This window comes from Streptomyces griseorubiginosus (genome assembly GCF_036345115.1).
In the GTDB taxonomy this organism is placed as follows: Bacteria; Actinomycetota; Actinomycetes; order Streptomycetales; family Streptomycetaceae; genus Streptomyces; species Streptomyces griseorubiginosus_C.
Genome location: NZ_CP107766.1, coordinates 4,953,957 through 4,975,563 on the forward strand (window position 1 = coordinate 4,953,957; position 21,607 = coordinate 4,975,563).

Consider the following 21,607-nt stretch of genomic DNA (forward strand, 5'->3'; position numbering starts at 1 on the left):
GGAACCGGACCGTGCGCGCCCATCTGGCCCGTGTCGACGCGGTGTTGGTCCAGGCGCTCATCGCCGCCGCACTGTCCTTCGCCCACATCCACGACATCGCCATGGCGGCCGGACAGGACGGATGGAAAGCGTGGGCCTACCCGATCAGCGTCGACCTGCTGCTCGTCGCCGCCTGGCGTCGACTCCGCTCCGGGACGGCCAAAGCGGCCGCCTGGTGCTGGTTCGTCATCGCCCTCACCGCGTCCCTCGGCGCCAACGTCGCCACCGCCGGACTCCTCGACATGACCGACGTGCCGGCCTGGCTGCGCATCCTCGTCGCGGGCTGGCCCGCGGTCGCCTTCCTCGGCGGAACCCTCCTCGCCCATACGGCACCGAAGACGGCCACCGAGGAGAACGGCACGGAACTCATCGAGGACCAGGAGCGTGAGTCCGCAGCCACACCCGCCCCGGCTGTCCAACCGGCAATCGAGTCGACCTCACCAACCCTGCCCGTCCCGGTCCCGGTCGCCCTGGTCGACCACGCCCGCAAAGTCGCTGCCGAACACCACACCCGCACCGGAACACCGATCGACACCCCCACCCTCCGCGCCCGCCTCGGTGTCCCGGCGCCCATGGCCGAAGCCATCGCCACCCAGCTCTGAAGGGAGAGACTCACGTGTCCGCGAATCGCCGCTTCCGCAACGTCACCCGCATCGGCCCCGTCCAGGTCGCCACCTCGTACGACGGCCGGGGCCGCGAGAAGCACACCGCCGCCTGCACCGCCCCACGCTGCAACTTCTCCGCCGACTACGACAGCCGCGCCGCCGCCGAACTGTCCGCCCGCACCCACCGCTGCCCCGTCCGCTGAAAGGACCCACCACCTCGTGACCGTCAGCCTGCCCCTCGTCGTCGTCCTCGGCTTCTTCGCCTGGGGAGCGGTCAAGTTCCTCGGCGTCCGCACCTGGATCGTCGTCCTGATCGCCCTCTTCGGCTTCTGGCTCTCCCACACCTTCCTCGCCCCCGCCATCGAATCCGGTACGCGTTCCGGCGTGACCGTCATAAACGGCTAACACATCTAGACGAGTAGATAAGGAGTCTCCGCCGTGTTCCTGCCCAAGTACCCGGACAACCCCACTCCGCCGCCCGCACACACCCACACCGCAACGACCGACCCGGCACCCACCCGCCGCTCGCTGCCCTCGGTGTCCATCGACCAGAAGACGGTCGTCGCCCTGGTCGTCGGCGGAGTCGTCCTCACCGCGCTCCTGGCCGCCGTCGCCGTCACGGCCATCTCCGTAGCCGTGGCCGCCGTGGTCCTGCGCTCGATGCTCCGCGACCAGCACCGCCGCTAGATCCCGCCCGGCCTCCGGGGCGACGGCACACGACCAAGCATTACGCCGCCCCGGGGCCTTCCTCCCGACCGAGCCAGTCAGAAGGGAAACGCCATCTTCACCCGTACCACCCCGGCCCCCGTGCTGGAACTCGCGAACCTGGCCGCCCAGGGCACCCTCCCCGGTATCCTCCGCCAGCTCTCCGGCCTCGGCGGCTGCACCCACCCCATCCGCCTCGACGGCCACCGCACCGAATACGACCTCGACACCACCACCGGAGAGATCGGCCGCATCCTCCAGCACCTCGACTCGACCGGCCTCCCCGCCGGCCAACTCCTCGTCCGCTGCAACAACCGCCGCACCACCCGCTGCCCGGCCTGCGCCGAGGTCTACCGCCGCGACACCTTCCACCTCATCACCGCCGGACTGCGCGGCGGCAAAGGCACGCCCGAACAAGTCGGCACCCACCCCCGCGTGTTCGCCACCTTCACCGCCCCCGGCTTCGGCCCGGTCCACAACCGCCGCACCGACGGCCGCCCCTGCCGCTGCGGCCGCCACCACGACCAGGACGACGACACCCTCGGCACCCCACTCAACCCCGACACCTACGACTACGAAGCCGCCGTTCTCTGGAACGCACACGCGGGCGCCCTCTGGCGACGCTTCTCGATCTACCTCCGCCGAGAAGTCGCCAAGCGAGCGGGCCTCTCACAACGCCGACTCCGCGACCACGCCCGCGTGTCCTTCGCCAAGGTCGCCGAGTACCAAAAGCGCGGCGCCGTCCACTTCCACGCGGTCATCCGCATCGACGGCCCGGAAGGCGGCAACACCCCACCGCCCGCCTGGGCCACAGCCGAACTCCTCACCGACGCCATAGAAACCGCCGCGACCAAGGTTCGTGTCGACGGCCCGGTCATCGACGGCCGCACCCACACCTTCACCTTCGGCCGCCAACTCGACGTCCGCACCATCCGATCCGCCGACTTCAACGACGGCCAGGAACTCACCGAACGAGCCGTCGCCGCCTACATCGCCAAGTACGCCACCAAGGGCGCCGAAACCGCCACGGGAGCTCTCGACCGCCCGCTCAAGTTCGTCGCCGAACTCGCCCAACTCGACATCAGCGACCACGCCCGCCAACTCATCCGAACCGCCTGGACCCTCGGCGCCCGCAAGAGCCTCGAACACCTCCGCCTACGCGCCTGGGCCCACATGCTCGGCTTCCGCGGCCACTTCTCCACCAAATCCCGCCGCTACTCCACCACCCTCGGCGCCCTCCGCAACGCCCGCGCCGAATACCGCCGTGTCCAATCCGCAGACGCCAACGGCCCCACCCCCAACACCACGTACGTCCTCGCCCACTGGGTCTTCGCCGGAACGGGTCTCTCCGACACCGAAGCCTGGCTTTCCGAATCGCTCGAACCCGCCCCTGGAACGGAAGGAGAACCAACTCGTGGCTGAGCCCCGAGACCCTGCAACCACATCCGAGCGGCCCGACCCCTCCTTGGTCCTTCCGACCGTCGAGGAAGCTGCCCGGCGCCTCCGTATCGGCCGTACGACATGCTTCCGCCTCGTCCTCGCCGGAGAGATCGAGTCGGTCACGGTCGGAAGACTTCGCCGGGTCCCCGCCGACGCCGTACCCGCCTACGTCACCAAGCTCCGCCACCGACCCGCCCAAGCGGCCTGAGGGGGGACGACATGGCAGAGAAGAAGACACGCACCCGACAGCCCAACGGCGCCTCCTCCATCTACCTCGGCAAGGACGGCAAGTGGCACGGCCGAGTGACGGTCGGCGTCCGTGACGACGGCAAGCCGGACCGCCGTCACATCGAGCGCAAGACCAAGGCCGAGGTGACCAAGGCCGTCCGCGAAATGGAACGGGCCCGGGACGACAAGAAGCTCAGGAAGCCGGGCCAGAGCTGGACCCTGCAAGCCTGGCTTGAGCACTGGGTCGAGAACATCGCCAAGCCGTACGTCTCCGAGAACACTTACGACGGCTACGAGGTCGACGTACGCGTACACCTCGTCCCCGGCCTGGGCGCTCACAAGCTCGACAAGCTGGAGCCCGAGCACCTGGAGCGCTTCTACCGGAAGATGCAGGAAGCCGGGAGCTCCGCCGGCACCGCCCACCACGCTCACCGCACGATCCGGGTCGCCCTCGGTGAGGCCAAGCGGCGCGGTCACGTCGCTACCAACGTGGCCGAGATCGCCAAGGCTCCGCGTCTCGAAGAAGAGGACATCGAGCCGTTCACTATCGAGGAGGTTCAGAGCCTCCTCGTCGAGGCCGCCAAGCTCCGCAACAGCACGAGGTGGGTCGTCGCCCTGGCGCTCGGCCTCCGCCAAGGGGAAGCGCTCGGTCTCCACTGGGAAGACGTCGACCTGGACGCGGGATACGTCCGCATCCGCAAGAACCGCCTCCGACCGAAGTACGCCCACGGCTGTGGAGACACCCCGTGCGGCCGGAAGGCTGGCTACTGCCCCCAGAAGCAGCAGACCCGCCGCGAGCACAAGTCGACCAAGTCCCGGGCCGGACGCCGCACCATCGGCCTCCCCGACCCGCTGATCAAGCTCCTCCGCCAGCACCAGGAGCAGCAAGACAAGGAACGGATCGAGGCCGGAACTGACTGGGAGGACAAGGGATACGTCTTCGCCTCCCCGACCGGCGGCCCCCTCAGCCCGAACACCGACTTCCACACCTGGAAGCGGCTCCTCAAGGACGCGGGCGTTCGAGACGGCCGTCTCCATGACGCTCGCCACACCGCCGCGACCGTCCTCCTGATCCTCGGAGTCCCGGACGTCGTGGTCGACGCGATCATGGGCTGGGAGCCCGGGGGAGCGGCACGCATGCGCGCCCGCTACATGCACGTCACCGGAACGCTCCTGCGAAAGGTCGCCCAACAAGTCGGCGACGCTCTCTGGGAGCCGCCGACGACCGGCTGAAGCCCAACTGAGACGGAAACTGAGACGGACAACGACGAAGGGCCCCACCGCGAACGGTGGGGCCCTTCGACATCGTGCCCGGTGAGGCACTGGCGGAGGATACGAGATTCGAACTCGTGAGGGGTTGCCCCCAACACGCTTTCCAAGCGTGCGCCCTAGGCCTCTAGGCGAATCCTCCGCCGCAAACAATACAAGACGTTGAGGAGTGCTCGCGAACTCGTTCCCACCCCTCGCCATCGGGTACTGTTTGGGCAGCCCCTCACGCGGCGCTATCTGACTGAACTCCCCCAGGGCCGGAAGGCAGCAAGGGTAGGTTGGCTCTGGCGGGTGCGTGGGGGGCGTCTGCGTTGCCGTCCCGAGGCTGGGCGGAGGGCTCGCGGGGGCCTCGTTGTCAGTGGGCGCCTATAACCTCGTATGCGTGTCGTCTCTCGCGCTGTACCGCCGCTATCGCCCGGAGTCGTTCGCCGAGGTCATCGGGCAGGAGCATGTCACCGACCCGCTGCAGCAGGCGCTGCGGAACAACCGGGTCAATCACGCGTACCTGTTCAGCGGTCCGCGTGGGTGCGGGAAGACCACCAGCGCACGCATCCTCGCCCGGTGTCTGAACTGCGAGCAGGGGCCCACGCCGACCCCCTGCGGCCAGTGCCAGTCCTGCCAGGACCTCGCTCGCAACGGCCCGGGTTCCATCGACGTCATCGAGATCGACGCCGCTTCCCACGGTGGCGTGGACGACGCCCGTGAGCTGCGCGAGAAGGCGTTCTTCGGGCCCGCCGGCAGTCGCTACAAGATCTACATCATCGACGAGGCCCACATGGTCACGTCGGCCGGCTTCAACGCGCTGCTCAAGGTCGTCGAGGAGCCGCCGGAGCATCTCAAGTTCATCTTCGCCACCACCGAGCCCGAGAAGGTCATCGGGACGATCCGCTCCCGGACCCATCACTACCCCTTCCGGCTCGTACCGCCCGGCACCCTGCGCGAATACCTCGGAGAGGTGTGCGGCAAGGAGAACATCCCCGTCGAGGACGGGGTGCTGCCGCTCGTCGTCCGGGCCGGTCAGGGCTCCGTGCGTGACTCCATGTCCGTCATGGACCAGCTCCTCGCCGGAGCGCGCGAGGAGGGTGTGACGTATGCCATGGCCACCTCCCTCCTCGGCTACACCGACGGCTCCCTCCTCGACTCGGTCGTCGAAGCCTTCGCCACCGGTGACGGCGCCGCCGCCTTCGAGGTCGTCGACCGTGTCATCGAGGGGGGCAACGACCCGCGCCGCTTCGTCGCCGACCTGCTCGAGCGGCTGCGCGACCTGGTCATCCTCGCCGCCGTTCCCGACGCCGCCGAGAAGGGCCTCATCGACGCCCCCGCCGACGTCATCGAGCGGATGCAGGCCCAGGCCGGCATCTTCGGCGCCGCCGAGCTCAGCCGCGCCGCCGACCTCGTCAACGAAGGTCTGACCGAGATGCGCGGCGCCACCTCGCCCCGCCTCCAGCTGGAACTCATCTGCGCGCGCGTGCTGCTCCCCGCCGCCTACGGCGACGAGCGCTCCGTGATGGCCCGCCTCGACCGCATCGAGCGCGGCGTGAACTTCTCGGCCGGCGCCGGCACACCCGCGACGGGCGGGGGCATGGGCATGGCCATGGGGTACGTGCCGGGACCCGAGGCGCACGGGGGAGCGGCCCTCGGTGCGCCTGGCGGCCCCGGTGCCCCGATGGCTCCGGTCCCGCCCGGCGGCGGCCCGGCCGCGGCCCGCGCGGCGGTACGGGCTTCGGGTGCGGGCCCCCACGCCGCCTCGGGCACTCCCGGGGGCGGCCCAGGCGGTGCCACCCCGCCCGGCGGCCTTCCCACCGGAGCAGGAGCCACCGGCGGACATCCCGGTGCTACGGCCGACTCGGCGCCGCCCACCGGCCCGTCCCCGACCACGGGCTCACCCTCGGGCCCCTCCGCCGCACCCGCGCACGGTTCTCCCGCCGACCAGGGCCCCGCCGCACACCCCCAGACTCATCAGCCCAACCAGCCCAACCAGCCCACGCCGACTCCCGCACCCTCGGCCCCCGCTCCCGCCCCCGGCGCCTGGCCCACCGCCGCCCCCGCCGGTGGTGGACGGCGTCCCGGTGGCTGGCCCACCGCGGCCACGGCCGGAAGCGGCGGTCAGTCCCAGGCCCCCGCAGCTCATCGCCCCGCGGCCACCCCGGCGGCACAGGCACACGCACCGGCCCAGCCCACCCCCGCGGCCCCCGCCCCCGGCCCGGCCGCCTACACCCCCCCGGCCGGTGGCCTCGACCCCCGCCAGCTCTGGCCCAACATCCTCGAAGCCGTCAAGAACCGCCGCCGCTTCACCTGGATCCTGCTCAGCCAGAACGCCCAGGTGACCGGCTTCGACGGCACCACCCTCCAGCTCGGCTTCGTCAACGCCGGTGCCCGCGACAACTTCGCGAGCAGCGGCAGCGAGGAGGTGCTGCGCCAGGCCCTCACCGAGCAGTTCGGCGTCCAGTGGAAGGTCGAGGCGCTGGTCGACCCGTCGGGCGGCGGCGCGGCGGGTCCCGCTTCCGGCGGCTTCAACAGCGGCGGCGGTGGTTACGGCGGCGGCGGAAACCCCGGCGCCCCCGGCACCCCTGGTGGCTACGGCACCGGCGGCTACACCGCAGGCCCAGGTACCGGCACAGGCACAGGCACCCCGGGCGGAGGCTATGGCGCCCCCACCCCCCAGTCCTCGCCGTCCGGCCAGCCGTCACCCACCCCCACGTCCCAGCCCACCCCGACCTCCACCCCGGCGCCCGCTCCCCGCCCCTCCGCCCCGGAGCCCCCACCGGTCTCCATCGAGGACGACATCCCGGAGGACGACGACCCCGACCTCAACGAGTCCGCCCTCTCGGGCCACGAACTGATCGTGCGGGAACTGGGCGCGACGGTCGTCGAGGAGTTCACGAACGAGTAGAGGGAGCGGCCACCGGAGACTGGTCTCACGCCCCTCCCCGAACCCCTCCCCTTGGAGGAACCCACAACTCCCCTCCCCCCACCCCTTAGGAACCCCCCACAAAAACCCCGTTAGGCTGACCCCCGTGAAGGTCCTCGTCATCGGTACCGGCGCCCGCGAACACGCCCTGTGCCGCTCCCTGTCCCTCGACCCCGACGTCAGCGCGTTGCACTGCGCCCCCGGCAACGCCGGCATCGCCGAGGTCGCCGAGCTGCACCCGGTCGACGCCCTCGACGGCGACGCCGTGACCGCGCTCGCGCAGCGACTCGAGGTCGACCTCGTCGTCGTAGGCCCGGAGGCCCCGCTCGTCGCGGGAGTCGCCGACGCCGTACGCGCCGCGGGCATCCCGGTCTTCGGCCCGTCCGGGGAGGCCGCGCAGCTCGAGGGCTCGAAGGCCTTCGCCAAGGACGTCATGGCCGCGGCCGGGGTCCCGACCGCCCGCTCCTACGTCTGCACGACCGCCGAGGAGGTCGCCGAGGCCCTGGACGCCTTCGGTGCCCCGTACGTCGTCAAGGACGACGGTCTCGCCGCCGGCAAGGGCGTGGTCGTGACCGGCGACCTCGACGAGGCCAAGGCGCACGCGGCCGGCTGCGAGCGGGTCGTCATCGAGGAGTTCCTCGACGGCCCCGAGGTCTCCCTTTTCGCCATCACCGACGGCGAGACCGTCCTGCCGCTCCAGCCCGCCCAGGACTTCAAGCGCGCGCTCGACGGCGACGAGGGCCCGAACACCGGCGGCATGGGCGCGTACTCGCCGCTGCCCTGGGCGGACCCGAAGCTGGTCGACGAGGTCCTCCAGACCGTCCTCCAGCCGACCGTCGACGAGATGCGCCGCCGCGGCACCCCCTTCTCGGGTCTGCTCTACGCCGGTCTCGCGATCACTTCCCGGGGCGTCAGGGTGATCGAGTTCAACGCCCGCTTCGGCGACCCCGAGACCCAGGTCGTGCTGGCCCGCCTCAAGACCCCGCTGGCCGGTGTCCTGCTCGCCGCCGCGAGCGGCAACCTCGAGGACCTGCCTCCCCTGCGCTGGAGCGAGGACGCCGCGGTCACGGTGGTCGTCGCCTCGCACAACTACCCCGGCACCCCGCGCACCGGCGACCCGATCACCGGCCTCGACGAGGTGGCCGCCCAGGACGCCCCGCACGCCTACGTCCTGCACGCGGGCACCAAGCGGGACGGGGACGCCGTCGTCAGCGCCGGGGGCCGCGTCCTGTCGGTCACGGCGTCGGGCAAGGACCTCACGGAGGCCCGCGAGCGCGCGTACCGGGCGGTGGCCCGTATCCGTCTCGACGGCTCCCAGCACCGCACGGACATCGCGGCGAAGGCGGCGTCCGGAGCCTGAGGAGCCGTAGCGGCCCGAGAGGCCCGAAACCGGGGCGAAAACCCCGGCAGGAACAACCCGATCGGCCCCGGATCCGTCTAAGGATTCGGGGCCCGATCTTTGCCGTACGTCATCACCTTTCCCCAAAGCCATTCCATCGAGTGACCGGGGCGCCATACGGCTGACGGGGACCCAGGGCCCAACTATGGTGCGGCGGAAGCGGTCCGGCACTTGGCCCACCGGCATTGCGATGTCAGTGGCGACTGCCACAGTGGGGGAGTGAGCAACGCCAGGACAGCTGGGCATTCAGGACGGCAGGGAGGGGGTGAGGTCCGGTCGTGACCGGAATCGGTGTGGAGGCAGGCGCGCAGGCCGCGCGTTCCCGGGCCCTCGCCGTGCTGCGCATCCGCAGCCGTGCGCTGGCCGTGGCTCTGCTGCCCGCGGCGGTCGCCGTGGTGCTGCTCGCCGGAGGTTCCACCGGGCATCTCGTGGGCGGGGGCTGGGACGCGGCCCGGCTGGCCATGAGCGTGCTCGGCGTGCTCGTGCTGCTCGCTGCCGGGGCCGTGGCCCTGGTCGTCGCCCGGGCCCGGCCGGCCGTCAGTCCGACCGTCGCCATCGCCGAGGAGTCCGCGCCCGACCTGTACCGGATGGTGCGCGACCTCGCCGACCGGCTGGACGTGCCCGCGCCCTCCGCGATAGCGCTCACCCCGGACTGCGACAGCTGGCTGGAGGACCGCACCCACCCCGCCCACGGCCCGCCTCCGCAGGAGGGCCGGGACGACGAGATCGCGGGCGTCCGCGGCTCCCACCGCCGGGTTCCGGCGGCGCCGGTGCTGGTCATCGGGTCCCCGTTCCTGTGGTGGATGCGTGTCGGGGAGCTGCGCGCGGTGCTGGCCCCGGTCGTCGCCGGTACGGGGCCCTCGGCGCACCCGGACATAGCCGCGGCCCGCCGTTTCGTACGGGGTCTGGACGCCGCGGTGGCCGTCGGCTCCACCCCCGGCCGCTGCCCGCTCACCCGCGTGCTCTGCGCGAGCGTCGCCTGGGTGGCCCGCGTTCTTCTGCGCGGTTGCCGGGAGCACGCGGCCCTGATGGAGCGCGGGGTGGCCGCGGCGGCCGCCGAGCGTGCACAGGCTGTGGATTACGGCCTGAGGATCGTCGCGCAGGAACAGGTGGGCCTGGCGTACGCCGGTTGGGACCGCCTCCTCACCCGGGTCGCGCTGCCCGCCTGGCGGATGGGCCGCTGGCCGTCCCGTCTGGACGCGGGTGTGGTGGCCGCCCTCACCGAGCTGTCCCGCCGCGACCGCCTGGCCGAGGGTTTCGCCTCCCGCCTGGGCGAGCGTCCCGCGTGCGACCTGCTGGAGGAGCCCGGCGCGATCGACGAGGCGGCCTCCCTTCTCGCCGCCCGCCTCTTCCACGGCGGACCCGCGGAGAACGGCCCGGACTGGGCCCCGGTGGACTGGCAGGAGTACCCGGAAGAGGTCGTGGACCGGAAGTGGCGCCTGGACGCGGCCCGCCTCCACCGAGTCCTCGACGCCCAGGGCGTGACGCACACCCAGGGCACCACCCCACCGGACTCCGACGCCCCCACCCTCGCCCGAGTCCTGACCCACCTGTCGACCCCCCACCCCACGCCCCCCTCGCCGACGGCCCCAGACACCGACCGTCCAACCCCTCCGCCAACCGAACCGGCCACCGACCTCACGTCCCCATCACCGACCGAACCGGACACCGGCTTCACGGCCCCATCACCGACCACCTCGGAGCTCGACCCCACGGCCCTGCAGCCGACCGGCTCGGACGCCAGTGACCTGACGGCCCCCCAAGAGCCCACCGCCCCCGCCCCCGAAGACGCCCCGGCGGACAGCGCAAGCGGCGGCCCCTCACTGGTCGTAGGCGAAGCCGAGACCCTTGCCGCCGCCCTCACCGCCGAGCTCGCCCGGGAGGAAGCCGCCACCCCCCACTCCGGCAGCACCGCCCTCGACACCACCCCCTGGGACGACACCGCTCTCCCCCTCTTCCCCCTCCAGCCACCCCGCAGCGCCCGGGAACTCCTCACCGACCACGTCACCGCGATGGTCTGCTGCGCCGCGATCGACACCGCGGGCGCCACCCCCGGCCTGGACTGGCTCGACGGCCCGTCCCTCCTCATCAACGGCGAACGCGCGGCCGATCTCACCCCCCGCGTCCTCAGCCTCGTCGAGGACGGCGACCCCGCGCCCCTGCGCGCCTGGCTGGTCAAGTCGGGGATACGTCCCGAGAAGCCCGTCCGCCTCGTCTGACCGACCCGGAAGCCCCGCTTCCACTTTCGGCCAATTCGCAACGAATAGTGACAGCCTGGGTGCGGAATGTGATGTGCTGGGACCGATCGCGCACATGGCATGGGCGCGCGCCATAGGACAGACGCACAACCTGCGCACAAAGCACCGTCACCAACCAGCACCAGCACCAGCACCAACCAGCACCGGCACCACACAGCACCGCACCGGCCACGACGAACCAACGGGGGCACGAGGGAGGGGGAGCCACCATGGGCCCAGGACCGGAGCACATCCGCCGTTGGGAGTCGGGAGCACTCGCGCACGCCGTGACGGACCCGTTCGGCCAGGGCCCCGTCCCCTGGCTCCGCGGCACCGAGACCTACTTCGACGACACCGGCCAGGTAGTCCCCTGGTACGTCGAGACGGACCCGGCCCACACCCCGAAGCAGGGCGCCCGCGTCCCCGCCCCCCGCACCGCCCCCACCGGCGGCGGCCCCCGCTCCGCCGACGACGTCAGCCGGCAGATCAAGGGCTTCACCTCGACCGGCGCGGTCGCCCCCGGCGAGGCCGTCGACTTCCACATCACCGTCGACCCGCCGCAGGAGTTCGGCGTCGACATCTACCGCATCGGCCACTACGGCGGCGACGGCGCGGCGAAGATCACCACCAGCCCCCGTCTCTCCGGCATCGTCCAGCCCCCGCCGCTGACCGCGGACCGTACGGTCTCCTGTCACCACTGGTGGCTCAGCTGGCGTCTGCAGATCCCGTCGTACTGGAGCATCGGGGCGTACGTGGCCGTCCTCACCACCGCCGACGGCTACCGCTCCCACATCCCCTTCACCGTCCGCGACAACCACCCGGCGGACCTGCTGCTCCTGCTGCCCGACGTGACGTGGCAGGCGTACAACCTCTATCCGGAGGACGGCCGCACCGGCGCGAGCCTCTACCACGCCTGGGACGACCAGGGCCGGCTCCTGGGGGAGAAGGACGCCGCGACCACGGTCTCCTTCGACCGGCCGTACGCGGGCGCGGGCCTGCCCATGCACGTCGGCCACGCCTACGACTTCATCCGCTTCGCCGAGCGCTACGGCTACGACCTCGCCTACGCCGACGCCCGCGACCTGCACGCAGGACACCTCGACCTCACCCGCTACCGGGGCCTGGTCTTCCCCGGCCACGACGAGTACTGGTCCACGGCCATGCGCCGCGCGGTCGAGCGGGCCAGGGACAGCGGCACCTCCCTGGTCTTCCTGTCCGCCAACACCATGTACTGGCAGGTCGAGTTGGGCCCCTCGCCCTCGGGCGTCCCCGACCGCCTGCTCACCTGCCGCAAGCGCAAGGGACCGGGCAAGCCGGTGCTCTGGCGCGAAATCGACCGCCCCGAGCAGCAGTTGGTCGGCATCCAGTACGCGGGACGGGTGCCCGAGCCGCACCCCCTGATCGTCCGCAACGCCGACCACTGGCTGTGGGACGCGACCGGCGCCCACGAGGGCGACGAGCTCGCCGGCATGGTCGCGGGCGAGGCCGACCGCTACTTCCCGCGCACCCCGCTCCCCGAGCACGACGACCGCATCCTGCTCGCCCACTCGCCGTACGCCGACAGCGAGGGCGCCCTCCGCCACCAGGAGACGTCCCTGTATCGCGCCCCCTCCGGCGCCCTGGTCTTCGCCGCCGGCACCTTCGCCTGGTCCCCGGCGCTGGACCGCCCGGGCCATGTCGACCCCCGGGTCCAGCGCGCCACCGCCAACCTCCTGGACCGCATCTGCAAGCGTGACTGAGCCCGCGTACCAGCCCATGCCCTGACCCCAGGTCCAAGGTCAGAGCCTCATACGGGACAATCGACCCGTTGGACATACCCACGGGGAGGAACCGTGTCCGGATTCGTAGAAAAGCCCGAGCCGCTCCAGGTTCCGGGCCTGGTGCACCTCCACACCGGCAAGGTGCGCGAGCTGTACCAGAACGAGGCGGGCGACCTCGTGATGGTCGCCAGTGACCGCCTGTCCGCCTTCGACTGGGTGCTGCCGACGGAGATCCCCGACAAGGGCCGCGTCCTCACCCAGCTGTCGCTGTGGTGGTTCGACCAGATCGCCGATCTGATGCCGAACCACGTGCTGAGCACCGACCTGCCCGAAGGCGCCCCCGCGGAGTGGGCCGGCCGCACCCTGGTCTGCAAGTCGCTCCAGATGGTCCCCGTGGAGGCCGTCGCCCGCGGCTATCTCACCGGCTCCGGACTGCTGGAGTACAACGACTCCCGCACGGTCTGCGGCCTCGCCCTCCCCGAGGGCCTGGTCGACGGCAGCGAGCTCCCCGCCCCGATCTTCACCCCCGCCACCAAGGCCGCCGTCGGCGAGCACGACGAGAACGTCTCCTACGAGGAGGTCGCCCGCCAGGTCGGCGCGGACACCGCGGCCCAGCTGCGCCAGGCGACCCTCGCCGTCTACAGCCGCGGCCGGGACATCGCCCGGGACCGGGGGATCATCCTCGCGGACACCAAGTTCGAGTTCGGCTTCGACGGGGACACCCTCGTCATCGCGGACGAGGTCCTCACCCCGGACTCCTCCCGCTTCTGGCCGGCCGACCAGTGGGAGCCGGGGCACGCGCAGCCGTCGTACGACAAGCAGTTCGTGCGCGACTGGCTGACCTCGGCGGAGTCCGGCTGGGACAGGAAGAGCGAGCAGCCCCCGCCGGCGCTGCCGCAGGAGGTCGTGGACCGCACCCGCGCCAAGTACATTGAGGCGTTCGAGCGACTGACGGGCACGAGCTGGTCGTAACGCGAAAGGCCCCCGGTGGGAACCGGGGGCCTTTGCCGATATGGAGCGAACGACGAGGTTCGAACTCGCGACCTCAACCTTGGCAAGGTTGCGCTCTACCAACTGAGCTACGTTCGCATGCGCCGTGGCGCGGGAACCACTATACCCAACCTCGCTCGCGTGCGAGCCGCACGGCCGCATGACGGTTCTCCGCCCCGAGCTTGGAGACGGCCGAGGACAGATAGTTCCGTACGGTCCCCTGCGACAGGGCGGCCCGTTCGGCGATCTCCGCGACGGGTGCCCCGTCGGCGGCGAGTTCCAGCACCTCGGCCTCCCGCGCGGTCAGCGGCGAGTCCCCGGCGGAGATCGCGTCGGCGGCCAACTCGGGGTCGACGTAACGGTTTCCGGCGTGCACCGTGCGGATGATCTCCGCGAGCCGCTGCGCGCTGACGGTCTTCGGGACGAACCCGCGCACACCCGCCGCAAGGGCCCGCTTCAGATGCCCGGGCCGCCCGTGACTGGTGACGATCAGCACCTTGCACGACGGCAGTTCCGAGCGCAGCGATGTGGCGACCTTCACACCGTCCGCCCCGGGCATCTGCAGATCGAGTACGGCGACGTCTGGCCCGTGCGCCCGGGCCATCGCCAGCGCCTCGGGACCGGTGGCCGCCTCCGCGACGACCGCCAGATCGTCCTCCAGGGAGAGCAGCGCGGCGAGCGCACCCCGGATCAGATGCTCGTCGTCGGCGAGCAGCACCCGCAATGTCACGCCCCGACCTCCACCGACAGACCTCCACCGACACCCACGCCGTCACGAACCGCCCTCACGAAACCCCCTCCGCCACCGCCACCGGCACCCGGGCCACCAACCGGAACACCCCGTCCCGCGCGGGCCCCGCCTCCAGCGTCCCGGTCACCGCAGCGAGGCGTTCCCGCAGGCCGGCTAGGCCGGAACCACTGGTGCCCGGGGATCTCGACGCCCCGTCGTTCTCCACGGTCAGCACCACCCGCTCCGGCTCCCTCAGCACGGCCACCGTGCACCGTTTGGCGTCCCCGTGCCGCAGGACGTTCGTGGTGGCCTCCCGCACCACCCAGCCGAGCGCGGACTGCACCTCGGCGGGCAGCCCGGCCGGCTCCCCGGTGACCTCGCAGTCGATCCCGGCGGCGGTCAACACCCCTCGCGCTCCCGCCAGTTCGGCCCCGAGGTCGGCCTCCCGGTAGCCCCGTACGACATCCCGCACCTCGCGCTGAGTCTCCTGGGCGATCCGCTGCACCTCGGTCATCTGGTCCACGGCCTCCTCCCGGCCGCGCCGAGCGAGCTGCACGGCCAGCTCACTCTTCAGCGCGATCACCGCGAGGTTCCGCCCCATCACGTCGTGCAGGTCCCGCCCGAACCGCAGCCGCTCCTCGGCTACGGCGAGCCGGGCACGGGTCTCGCGGGCCTCGTCGAGCTCGTACACGGCGTTGAGCAGCCACACCGAGAAGACCGAGGTGAAGGCGAAGAACCCGGTCCCGAGCAGCACGGCCACCATCGTCGCGAGGGTCGTCGCACCGGGCATCCCCAGCGGGAAGGCGATGACCCCCGCGCCCGCCGCGAACCCTACGACCAGGCCGAAGATCCGTTTCCGCTCCCGTACCCCCAGCGCGATCGCCCCGGCGCCGAAGATCAGCACGACCGCGAAGATCCCCCCGGCCGCGGTGTCGACGTCCTCACCGCCCGGCCCGTGTTCCGTGATCGCGATGGCCGTCGTGGCGACCGCGACGGTGATCGCGCCGAGTGTCCACAGCATGTGGACGGGCTGCTCACGGCTGCCGCGCGTCCAGTCCAGCGCCCGGGACGCCACCACGGCACAGGTCACCGCGTGCCCGACCAGCAGCACCAGCAGCAGGGCGGTCAGCCAGCCCGGCATCGCACCGAACAGCGGCAGCCCGACCGCGGCCACCTCGGTCACCGCGAAGAAGTGGAACGACCACCGCGTGTACGTCTCCACCTTCGCCGGCGTGCTCTTCCGCCGCCACCAGCCCCCCGGCTCGCGCACGCTCACCCCCACCAGCCCCCCGTACGTCAGCGCCTCGGCTCCCACCGGAACCACCGTCCCACAGCAAACACCGCGAGCACGGTCCAGGCCAGCGCGGTCGCGAGGGCGCCCAGTGCCTCGTACACCGACAGGGTGCCCGTCCAGCCGCCGCGGATCAGGGTGATCACGGGGGACAGCGGCAGCAGCTCGCACACCGACGCGAGCCGGTCGGGCAGCAGCTCCAGGGGGACGGTGACGCCCGAGAGGGTCATCGAGACCAGGACGAACGGCAAGGTGGTGACCTGCGCGCTCTCCACGGTCCGGGTCACGGCGGCCGTCACGGCCGCGAGGGCCGCGCACATCACCAGCCCCGCCAGCAGCCCCAGGACGGCGAGATGGGGCGCGCGCGGCGCGGGCAGGTCGAGCAGGACCGTGCTTCCCGCCACCAGCACCAGGGACTGCACGACCCCGGTCGCGCCGATCGGCAGCGCGGTCCCGCACAGGATCTCGACGTCCTGCAGCTCCCCGGTGCGCAGCCGCTTCAGCACCAGTTCCTCGCGCCGGGTGGTGTAGACCGCGGCGAGGGCGCTGTACACACCGAACAGCAGGGCGAAGCCGATGGCGGCGGGCAGCAGCACCAGGCCGGCGTCGAGCCCGACGTCCTCGACGTCCATGCCGTCCACGACGGACCGCAGGCTGAACGGGAGCACGAGCGGCACCAGCACGGCCGTGAGGAGCGTGGCCCGGCTCCGCCCGAGCAGGGTCAACTCGGCCCGGGCGAGCGCGCCCAGCCGCCCGGCGGGAGTGGTGAGGGCGCCCTGCCGCCCGGTGAGGGTGCTCATGCCGCGACCTCCTCACGCGCCGCGATCCCGAGGAACGCCTCCTCCAGCGAGGCCGACCGCACATCGAGCCGCCGCAGCTCGACCCCGGCCGTCGCGGCCCAGGTCAGCAGCCCGGTGGCCGCCCGCTGCAACTCGTGCGTCCGCAGCCGTACGACCCTCCCGGCGACCTCGTGCCCGGACACCCCGAGCTCCCCGAGCGGCGGCAGGTCCCCCACGAAGTAGCCCTCCGGCAGTTCGAACGAGATCCGCGCCGGCTGCGCGGCGGTCACCTCGTCCGGCGTCCCGGTGACCGCGACCCGCCCCTCGTGCAGGATCGCCAGCCGGTCGGCGAGATCCTCGGCCTCCTCCAGGTAGTGCGTGGTGAGCAGCACGGTCGTCCCGCGCTCCCGCAGCGCCCGCACCAAGTCCCAGGTGTCCCGGCGTCCTTCGGCGTCCAGGCCGGTCGTCGGCTCGTCGAGGAACAGCACCTCGGGGTCGCCGAGCAGTGCGAGCGCCAGGTCGAGCCGCCGCCGCTCCCCTCCGGACAGCTGCTTGACGCGTACGTCGGTCCGCCGGACGAGCCCGACGAGTTCCAGCACCTCCAGCGGCGGCCGGGCCCCGCTCACGCAGCCCGCCCACATCCGCGCGGTTTCGCCGACGGTCAGCTCGGAGGGGAAGCCGCCCTCCTGGAGCATCACGCCGGTACGCGGGCGTACGACGGCCCGCTCGCTGTAGGGATCGTGGCCGAGGACGCTGATGCGCCCCTCGGTCGGCCGGGCGAGCCCCTCCAGGAGCTCGACCGTGGACGTCTTGCCGGCGCCGTTGGTGCCGAGCAGGGCGAAGATCTCTCCCCGTGCCACGGAGAAGCTGATTCCGCGCACGGCCTCGAACCCGCCCCCGTACACACGCCGCAGGTCGGTGACCTCAATCACGTGTTCGTCGGTGTTCATGAACCCAGCGTCCCGGCGGACGGGACGCGACAGCAGTGCGCGCTGTCACCACTCCGTGTGACAAATGTCAGATGGTGCGGGGAGCAAGAAAAAACCCCGGTCCAGAGGACCGGGGTCTTCACTCGAGAGCGGACGACGAGGCTCGAACTCGCGACCTCAACCTTGGCAAGGTTGCGCTCTACCAACTGAGCTACGTCCGCATTGCATCCGACCGGCTCTCACCGATCGGCGCGAGCACCAGCCTACCTGATCCTCAAGGGACCGGGACCGGCGGTGCAGAGCGGGTGACAGGAATTGCACACTGCGCCTTCCTCCTGGAAGGAGGATGTTCTACTACTGAACTACACCCGCATGTACTCCGTGAGCTGGGCCTTTCGGCCTCGCCCCTCGGCGTGCTCCAGACTCTAGCTGACCGGGTGGGGTGCAACGCAAGTCGGTTGTCCCGAGGGGCGGGTGACCCGGCGTCGACAGGGCTTACTGGGCCTCGGCGAACGCCTCGTAGACCTTCTTGGGGATCCGTCCGCGGGCGGGGACGTCCATCTTGTTGGCCTGGGCCCAGGCCCGGACGGCCGCCGGGTCGGGAGCGACCTCGGTCTGCTTGTACGCCTTGCCCGACCTGGACCGCTTGCGGCCGGCCTCCACGTAGGGCTCCAGTGCCTTACGCAGTTTCTTGGCATTGGTTTGATTCAGGTCGATCTCGTACGACTTGCCGTCGAGTCCGAAGGCGATCGTTTCCGCCGCTTCCGAGCCGTCGATGTCGTCAAAGAGAGTGACCACGACCTTCTGCGCCACGAATATCGGTCCCTTCGTACGGCACGTTGCCAATTCATTTGTACAGTGCCCGACAATGCATTGTGAAGCTCGACTAAATCCTTCCGCGTGTCCGAGCGCAATAGGTATCGGGTGTCGATCTGAGATCTTTCCCGGAAATTTTCGCGGACGTCCTGCCCGCCGCTGCCCCGTGATGGCCGTCACGTAGATTCCTACAACTCAACGCGCGTAGAAATTTTGTGCGGGTAGTCTGAAGGAACCTGCTCAGCACCACACCACCGGGAGTGCCAGTGGCACGCGTCGTAGTCGACGTCATGCTCAAGCCGGAGATCCTCGACCCCCAGGGCCAGGCGGTCCAGCGCGCACTGCCGCGACTGGGTTTCGACGGCATCTCCGACGTACGTCAGGGAAAGCGATTCGAACTGGAAGTTGACGGCCCGGTCGACGAGGCCGCGCTCGCCCGCATCCATGATCTTGCGGAATCCTTCCTCGCCAACACCGTGATCGAGGACTTCACCGTGAAGATCGAGGAAGTCGCGGAGGCCGTGAAGTGACCGCTCGTATTGGCGTCGTCACTTTCCCCGGCAGCCTCGACGACCGGGACACCCAGCGCGCGATCCGTCTCGCGGGTGCCGAACCGGTCGCCCTCTGGCACAAGGACAAGGACCTCCACCAGGTCGACGCGGTCGTGCTCCCCGGTGGTTTCTCCTACGGCGACTATCTGCGGGCCGGCGCCATCTCCCGCTTCTCGCCCGTGATGGAGACGGTCATCGAGCAGGCCAAGGCAGGACTTCCGGTCCTCGGCATCTGCAACGGCTTCCAGATCCTCACCGAGGCCCACCTCCTCCCGGGCGGGATGCTCGGCAACGACCACCTGCACTTCATCTGCCGCGACCAGAAGCTGCGGGTGGAGAACGCGGACACCGCCTGGACCGTCGACTACACGTCCGGCCAGGAGATCCACATCCCGCTGAAGAACATGGACGGCCGGTACGTCGCCGACGAGTACACGCTGGACAAGCTGGAGGCCGAGGGGCGGGTCGTCTTCCGCTACCTGGACTTCAACCCCAACGGCTCGCTCCGGGACATCGCCGGCATCACCAACGAGGCCGGGAACGTCGTAGGCCTCATGCCGCACCCGGAGCACGCCACCGAGCCGCTGATCGGTACGGGCCGTACCGACGGGCTGCCGTTCTTCACGTCGATCCTCAAGAAGCTGGTCAACGCATGAGCCGGACGCCTCTGGACACGGTCGAGCACGCGGCCGCGACCCCCGACGTCGAGCTGCCCTGGGCCGAGCTGGGCCTGAAGAAGGACGAGTACGAGCGGGTCGTGGAGATCCTCGGCCGTCGGCCCACCGGTGCCGAGCTCGCCATGTACTCGGTCATGTGGTCCGAGCACTGCTCGTACAAGTCGTCGAAGGTGCACCTGCGCCAGTTCGGCGAGAAGGCCCCGCAGAGCGATGCCCTGCTCGTCGGCATCGGCGAGAACGCGGGCGTGGTGGACGTCGGCCAGGGCTACGCGGTCACCTTCAAGGTCGAGTCGCACAACCACCCCTCCTACGTCGAGCCCTACCAGGGCGCGGCCACGGGCGTCGGCGGCATCGTCCGCGACATCATCGCGATGGGTGCCAGGCCGGTCGCCGTGGTCGACCCCCTGCGCTTCGGTGCGGCGGACCACCCGGACACCAAGCGGGTGCTTCCGGGCGTGGTCGCGGGCATCGGCGGCTACGGCAACTGCCTCGGGCTCCCCAACATCGGCGGCGAGGTCGTCTTCGACGCCTGCTACCAGGGCAACCCGCTGGTCAACGCCGGTGCCATCGGCGTCATGCGGCACGAGGACATCCACCTCGCGAAGGCGTCCGGCGCGGGCAACAAGGTCATCCTGTACGGGGCCCGGACCGGCGGCGACGGCATCGGCGGCGCCTCGATCCTGGCCTCCGAGACCTTCGACGACGCCAAGCCCTCGAAGCGTCCGGCCGTCCAGGTCGGCGACCCCTTCCAGGAGAAGCTCCTCATCGAGTGCACCCTGGAGGCCTTCAAGGAGAAGCTGGTCGTCGGCATCCAGGACCTCGGCGCGGCCGGTCTGTCCTGCGCCACGTCCGAGCTCGCCTCCAACGGCTCCGGCGGCATGCGCGTGACGCTGGACGACGTACCGCTGCGTGACTCCACGCTCTCTCCCGAGGAAATCCTCATGAGCGAGTCGCAGGAACGCATGTGCGCGGTCGTGGAGCCGGAGAAGGTCGACCGGTTCCTGGAGATCTGCGACAAGTGGGACGTCATCGCCACCGTCATCGGTGAGGTCACCGACGGCGACCGCCTGGAGATCTACTGGCACGGCGGCAAGATCGTCGACGTCGACCCGCGCACGGTCGCGCACGACGGTCCGGTCTACGAGCGCCCCTACGCCCGCCCGTCCTGGCAGGACGAGCTCCAGGCGGACGACGCGAACAAGCTGCCGCGGCCGTCGTCGGGCGAGGAGCTGAAGGACCAGGTCCTGAAGCTGGTGTCCTCCCCCAACCAGGCCTCCAAGAAGTGGATCACCTCGCAGTACGACCACTTCGTGCAGGGCAACACCGTGCTGGCCCAGCCGGAGGACTCCGGCATGATCCGCATCGACGAGGAGACCGGCCTCGGTGTCGCCATCGCGACGGACGGCAACGGCCGTTACGCGAAGCTGGACCCCTACGCGGGCGCCCAGCTGGCGCTCTCCGAGGCTTACCGGAACGTGGCGACGACCGGTGCCAAGCCGCTCGCCGTCTCCGACTGCCTGAACTTCGGCTCGCCCGAGGACCCGGCGGTGATGTGGCAGTTCGCGGAGGCCATCCGCGGCCTGGCCGACGCCTGCCAGCAGCTCGGCACCCCGGTGACCGGCGGCAACGTCTCGCTCTACAACCAGACGGGCGAGGCGGCGATCCACCCGACCCCGGTGGTCGCGGTCCTGGGCGTCATCGACGACGTGGCCCGCCGCACCCCGGTCGCGTTCCAGGAGGAGGGCCAGCTGCTGTACCTCCTCGGTGACACCCGTGAGGAGTTCGGCGGCTCGGCCTGGTCCCAGGTCGTCCACGACCACCTCGGCGGCCTGCCCCCGAAGGTCGACCTGGAGCGCGAGCGCCTGCTGGCGGAGATCCTGATCTCCGCCTCCCGCGACGGCATGATCGACTCCGCGCACGACCTCTCCGACGGCGGCCTGATCCAGGCGGTCGTGGAGTCGGCGCTGCTCGGCGGCAAGGGCGCGCGTCTGGTCGTACCGGACGGGCTGGACGCGTTCACGCTCCTCTTCTCCGAGTCGGCGGGCCGTGCCGTGGTGGCGGTCCCCCGCTCCGAGGAGCTCCGCTTCAACGACATGTGCGGCGCGCGCGGCCTGCCCGTCACCCGCATCGGCGTCGTGGACGGCGACTCCGTCGAGCTCCAGGGCGAGTTCGAGCTGTCCCTGGCGGAACTGCGCACGGCGCACGAGGAGACGATCCCGGCGCTGCTGAAGTAGTCGGTCGTACGACTGAG

20 protein-coding genes, 4 tRNA genes and 1 other RNA gene are annotated in these 21,607 nt (G+C 71.1%); 16 read left to right on the plus strand and 9 right to left on the minus strand.

Going from position 1 to position 21,607, the window contains the following annotated elements; all coding sequences use genetic code 11:
- Nucleotides 1-11 precede the first annotated feature (11 nt).
- From OHN19_RS22330 to OHN19_RS22360, 7 genes are all read left to right on the plus strand, one after another.
- Nucleotides 12-641, plus strand: a complete 630-nt coding sequence (locus OHN19_RS22330) for a DUF2637 domain-containing protein (protein ID WP_330265887.1) — start codon at nucleotides 12-14, stop codon at nucleotides 639-641.
- 14 nt (nucleotides 642-655) lie between these two features.
- The gene (locus OHN19_RS22335) at nucleotides 656-847 is read left to right on the plus strand and encodes a mobile element transfer protein (protein ID WP_330265888.1); all 192 of its coding nucleotides are present in this window, start codon (nucleotides 656-658) and stop codon (nucleotides 845-847) included.
- A gap of 16 nt (nucleotides 848-863) precedes the next feature.
- Entirely contained in the window at nucleotides 864-1,049 is a 186-nt protein-coding gene (locus OHN19_RS22340; protein ID WP_062025415.1) for a hypothetical protein, read from the plus strand.
- Between the two features lie 33 nt (nucleotides 1,050-1,082).
- Nucleotides 1,083-1,331, plus strand: coding sequence for a SpdD protein (locus tag OHN19_RS22345; RefSeq protein ID WP_330265889.1), 249 nt, complete (start codon nucleotides 1,083-1,085; stop codon nucleotides 1,329-1,331).
- A 120-nt stretch (nucleotides 1,332-1,451) separates the two neighbouring features.
- Entirely contained in the window at nucleotides 1,452-2,771 is a 1,320-nt protein-coding gene (locus OHN19_RS22350) for a replication initiator (protein ID WP_330265890.1), read from the plus strand.
- The gene (locus OHN19_RS22355) at nucleotides 2,764-2,997 is read left to right on the plus strand and encodes an excisionase family DNA-binding protein (protein WP_330265891.1); all 234 of its coding nucleotides are present in this window, start codon (nucleotides 2,764-2,766) and stop codon (nucleotides 2,995-2,997) included. Before OHN19_RS22350 ends, OHN19_RS22355 begins: the two co-directional genes overlap by 8 nt.
- A gap of 11 nt (nucleotides 2,998-3,008) precedes the next feature.
- The gene (locus tag OHN19_RS22360; RefSeq protein WP_330265892.1) at nucleotides 3,009-4,250 is read left to right on the plus strand and encodes a tyrosine-type recombinase/integrase; all 1,242 of its coding nucleotides are present in this window, start codon (nucleotides 3,009-3,011) and stop codon (nucleotides 4,248-4,250) included.
- A 90-nt stretch (nucleotides 4,251-4,340) separates the two neighbouring features.
- Here OHN19_RS22360 and OHN19_RS22365 read toward each other — a convergent pair.
- Nucleotides 4,341-4,428 (minus strand) — tRNA-Ser (locus OHN19_RS22365).
- Between the two features lie 72 nt (nucleotides 4,429-4,500).
- On the opposite strand from OHN19_RS22365, the gene ffs reads away from it, so the two are divergent.
- The 6 genes from ffs (at nucleotide 4,501) to OHN19_RS22395 (ending at nucleotide 13,565) form a co-directional block, all read left to right on the plus strand.
- Nucleotides 4,501-4,597: signal recognition particle sRNA small type (gene ffs, locus OHN19_RS22370), an RNA gene on the plus strand.
- A gap of 71 nt (nucleotides 4,598-4,668) precedes the next feature.
- Nucleotides 4,669-7,179 (plus strand): DNA polymerase III subunit gamma and tau, encoded by a 2,511-nt coding sequence (locus tag OHN19_RS22375; RefSeq protein ID WP_330265893.1) that lies wholly within the window; start codon nucleotides 4,669-4,671, stop codon nucleotides 7,177-7,179.
- 124 nt (nucleotides 7,180-7,303) lie between these two features.
- On the plus strand, nucleotides 7,304-8,557 hold the full coding sequence (gene purD / locus OHN19_RS22380) for a phosphoribosylamine--glycine ligase (RefSeq protein ID WP_330265894.1): 1,254 nt from the start codon (nucleotides 7,304-7,306) through the stop codon (nucleotides 8,555-8,557).
- Nucleotides 8,558-8,874: 317 nt separating this feature from the next.
- Nucleotides 8,875-10,815, plus strand: coding sequence for a hypothetical protein (locus OHN19_RS22385; protein WP_330265895.1), 1,941 nt, complete (start codon nucleotides 8,875-8,877; stop codon nucleotides 10,813-10,815).
- A gap of 248 nt (nucleotides 10,816-11,063) precedes the next feature.
- Entirely contained in the window at nucleotides 11,064-12,572 is a 1,509-nt protein-coding gene (locus tag OHN19_RS22390) for a N,N-dimethylformamidase beta subunit family domain-containing protein (protein ID WP_330265896.1), read from the plus strand.
- 93 nt (nucleotides 12,573-12,665) lie between these two features.
- Nucleotides 12,666-13,565, plus strand: a complete 900-nt coding sequence (locus OHN19_RS22395) for a phosphoribosylaminoimidazolesuccinocarboxamide synthase (protein ID WP_330265897.1) — start codon at nucleotides 12,666-12,668, stop codon at nucleotides 13,563-13,565.
- Between the two features lie 41 nt (nucleotides 13,566-13,606).
- Here OHN19_RS22395 and OHN19_RS22400 read toward each other — a convergent pair.
- The 8 genes from OHN19_RS22400 to OHN19_RS22435 form a co-directional block, all read right to left on the minus strand.
- Nucleotides 13,607-13,682, minus strand: a tRNA-Gly gene (locus tag OHN19_RS22400).
- A gap of 22 nt (nucleotides 13,683-13,704) precedes the next feature.
- Nucleotides 13,705-14,313: a response regulator transcription factor gene (locus OHN19_RS22405; protein ID WP_330265898.1), complete on the minus strand. Its 609-nt coding sequence runs from the start codon at nucleotides 14,311-14,313 to the stop codon at nucleotides 13,705-13,707.
- Between the two features lie 55 nt (nucleotides 14,314-14,368).
- Nucleotides 14,369-15,628, minus strand: a complete 1,260-nt coding sequence (locus OHN19_RS22410; RefSeq protein WP_330265899.1) for a sensor histidine kinase — start codon at nucleotides 15,626-15,628, stop codon at nucleotides 14,369-14,371.
- Nucleotides 15,610-16,404 carry an ABC transporter permease gene (locus tag OHN19_RS22415; RefSeq protein ID WP_330265900.1) on the minus strand — a complete coding sequence of 265 codons (795 nt, stop codon included), beginning with the start codon at nucleotides 16,402-16,404 and terminating at the stop codon, nucleotides 15,610-15,612. The genes OHN19_RS22410 and OHN19_RS22415 overlap by 19 nt, the downstream gene beginning before the upstream one ends.
- On the minus strand, nucleotides 16,401-17,333 hold the full coding sequence (locus OHN19_RS22420) for an ABC transporter ATP-binding protein (RefSeq protein ID WP_330265901.1): 933 nt from the start codon (nucleotides 17,331-17,333) through the stop codon (nucleotides 16,401-16,403). The genes OHN19_RS22415 and OHN19_RS22420 overlap by 4 nt, the downstream gene beginning before the upstream one ends.
- A gap of 127 nt (nucleotides 17,334-17,460) precedes the next feature.
- A tRNA-Gly gene (locus tag OHN19_RS22425) sits at nucleotides 17,461-17,533 on the minus strand.
- Nucleotides 17,534-17,612: 79 nt separating this feature from the next.
- Nucleotides 17,613-17,684: transfer RNA gene (locus OHN19_RS22430), tRNA-Gly, on the minus strand.
- A 123-nt stretch (nucleotides 17,685-17,807) separates the two neighbouring features.
- The gene (locus tag OHN19_RS22435; RefSeq protein ID WP_030319203.1) at nucleotides 17,808-18,125 is read right to left on the minus strand and encodes a histone-like nucleoid-structuring protein Lsr2; all 318 of its coding nucleotides are present in this window, start codon (nucleotides 18,123-18,125) and stop codon (nucleotides 17,808-17,810) included.
- Between the two features lie 269 nt (nucleotides 18,126-18,394).
- Between OHN19_RS22435 and purS the strand changes: the two genes are divergently transcribed.
- The 3 genes from purS to purL are packed head-to-tail and all read left to right on the plus strand — an operon-like array spanning nucleotide 18,395 to nucleotide 21,590.
- A complete protein-coding gene (purS, locus tag OHN19_RS22440) occupies nucleotides 18,395-18,658 on the plus strand; it encodes a phosphoribosylformylglycinamidine synthase subunit PurS (protein ID WP_123761751.1) in 264 nt (87 codons plus the stop codon).
- The gene (purQ, locus tag OHN19_RS22445) at nucleotides 18,655-19,335 is read left to right on the plus strand and encodes a phosphoribosylformylglycinamidine synthase subunit PurQ (protein WP_330265902.1); all 681 of its coding nucleotides are present in this window, start codon (nucleotides 18,655-18,657) and stop codon (nucleotides 19,333-19,335) included. The genes purS and purQ overlap by 4 nt, the downstream gene beginning before the upstream one ends.
- Entirely contained in the window at nucleotides 19,332-21,590 is a 2,259-nt protein-coding gene (gene purL, locus OHN19_RS22450; protein ID WP_330265903.1) for a phosphoribosylformylglycinamidine synthase subunit PurL, read from the plus strand. The genes purQ and purL overlap by 4 nt, the downstream gene beginning before the upstream one ends.
- Nucleotides 21,591-21,607: the final 17 nt, after the last annotated feature.

Bases quoted from the DNA above. Each gene is read 5' to 3' on its own strand.
- OHN19_RS22420 (WP_330265901.1), bottom strand. From the start codon at position 17,333: ATGAACACCGACGAACACGTGATTGAGGTCACCGACCTGCGGCGTGTG.
- OHN19_RS22360 (WP_330265892.1), top strand. From the start codon at position 3,009: ATGGCAGAGAAGAAGACACGCACCCGACAGCCCAACGGCGCCTCCTCC.
- OHN19_RS22415 (WP_330265900.1), bottom strand. From the start codon at position 16,404: ATGAGCACCCTCACCGGGCGGCAGGGCGCCCTCACCACTCCCGCCGGG.
- OHN19_RS22390 (WP_330265896.1), top strand. From the start codon at position 11,064: ATGGGCCCAGGACCGGAGCACATCCGCCGTTGGGAGTCGGGAGCACTC.
- purL (WP_330265903.1), top strand. From the start codon at position 19,332: ATGAGCCGGACGCCTCTGGACACGGTCGAGCACGCGGCCGCGACCCCC.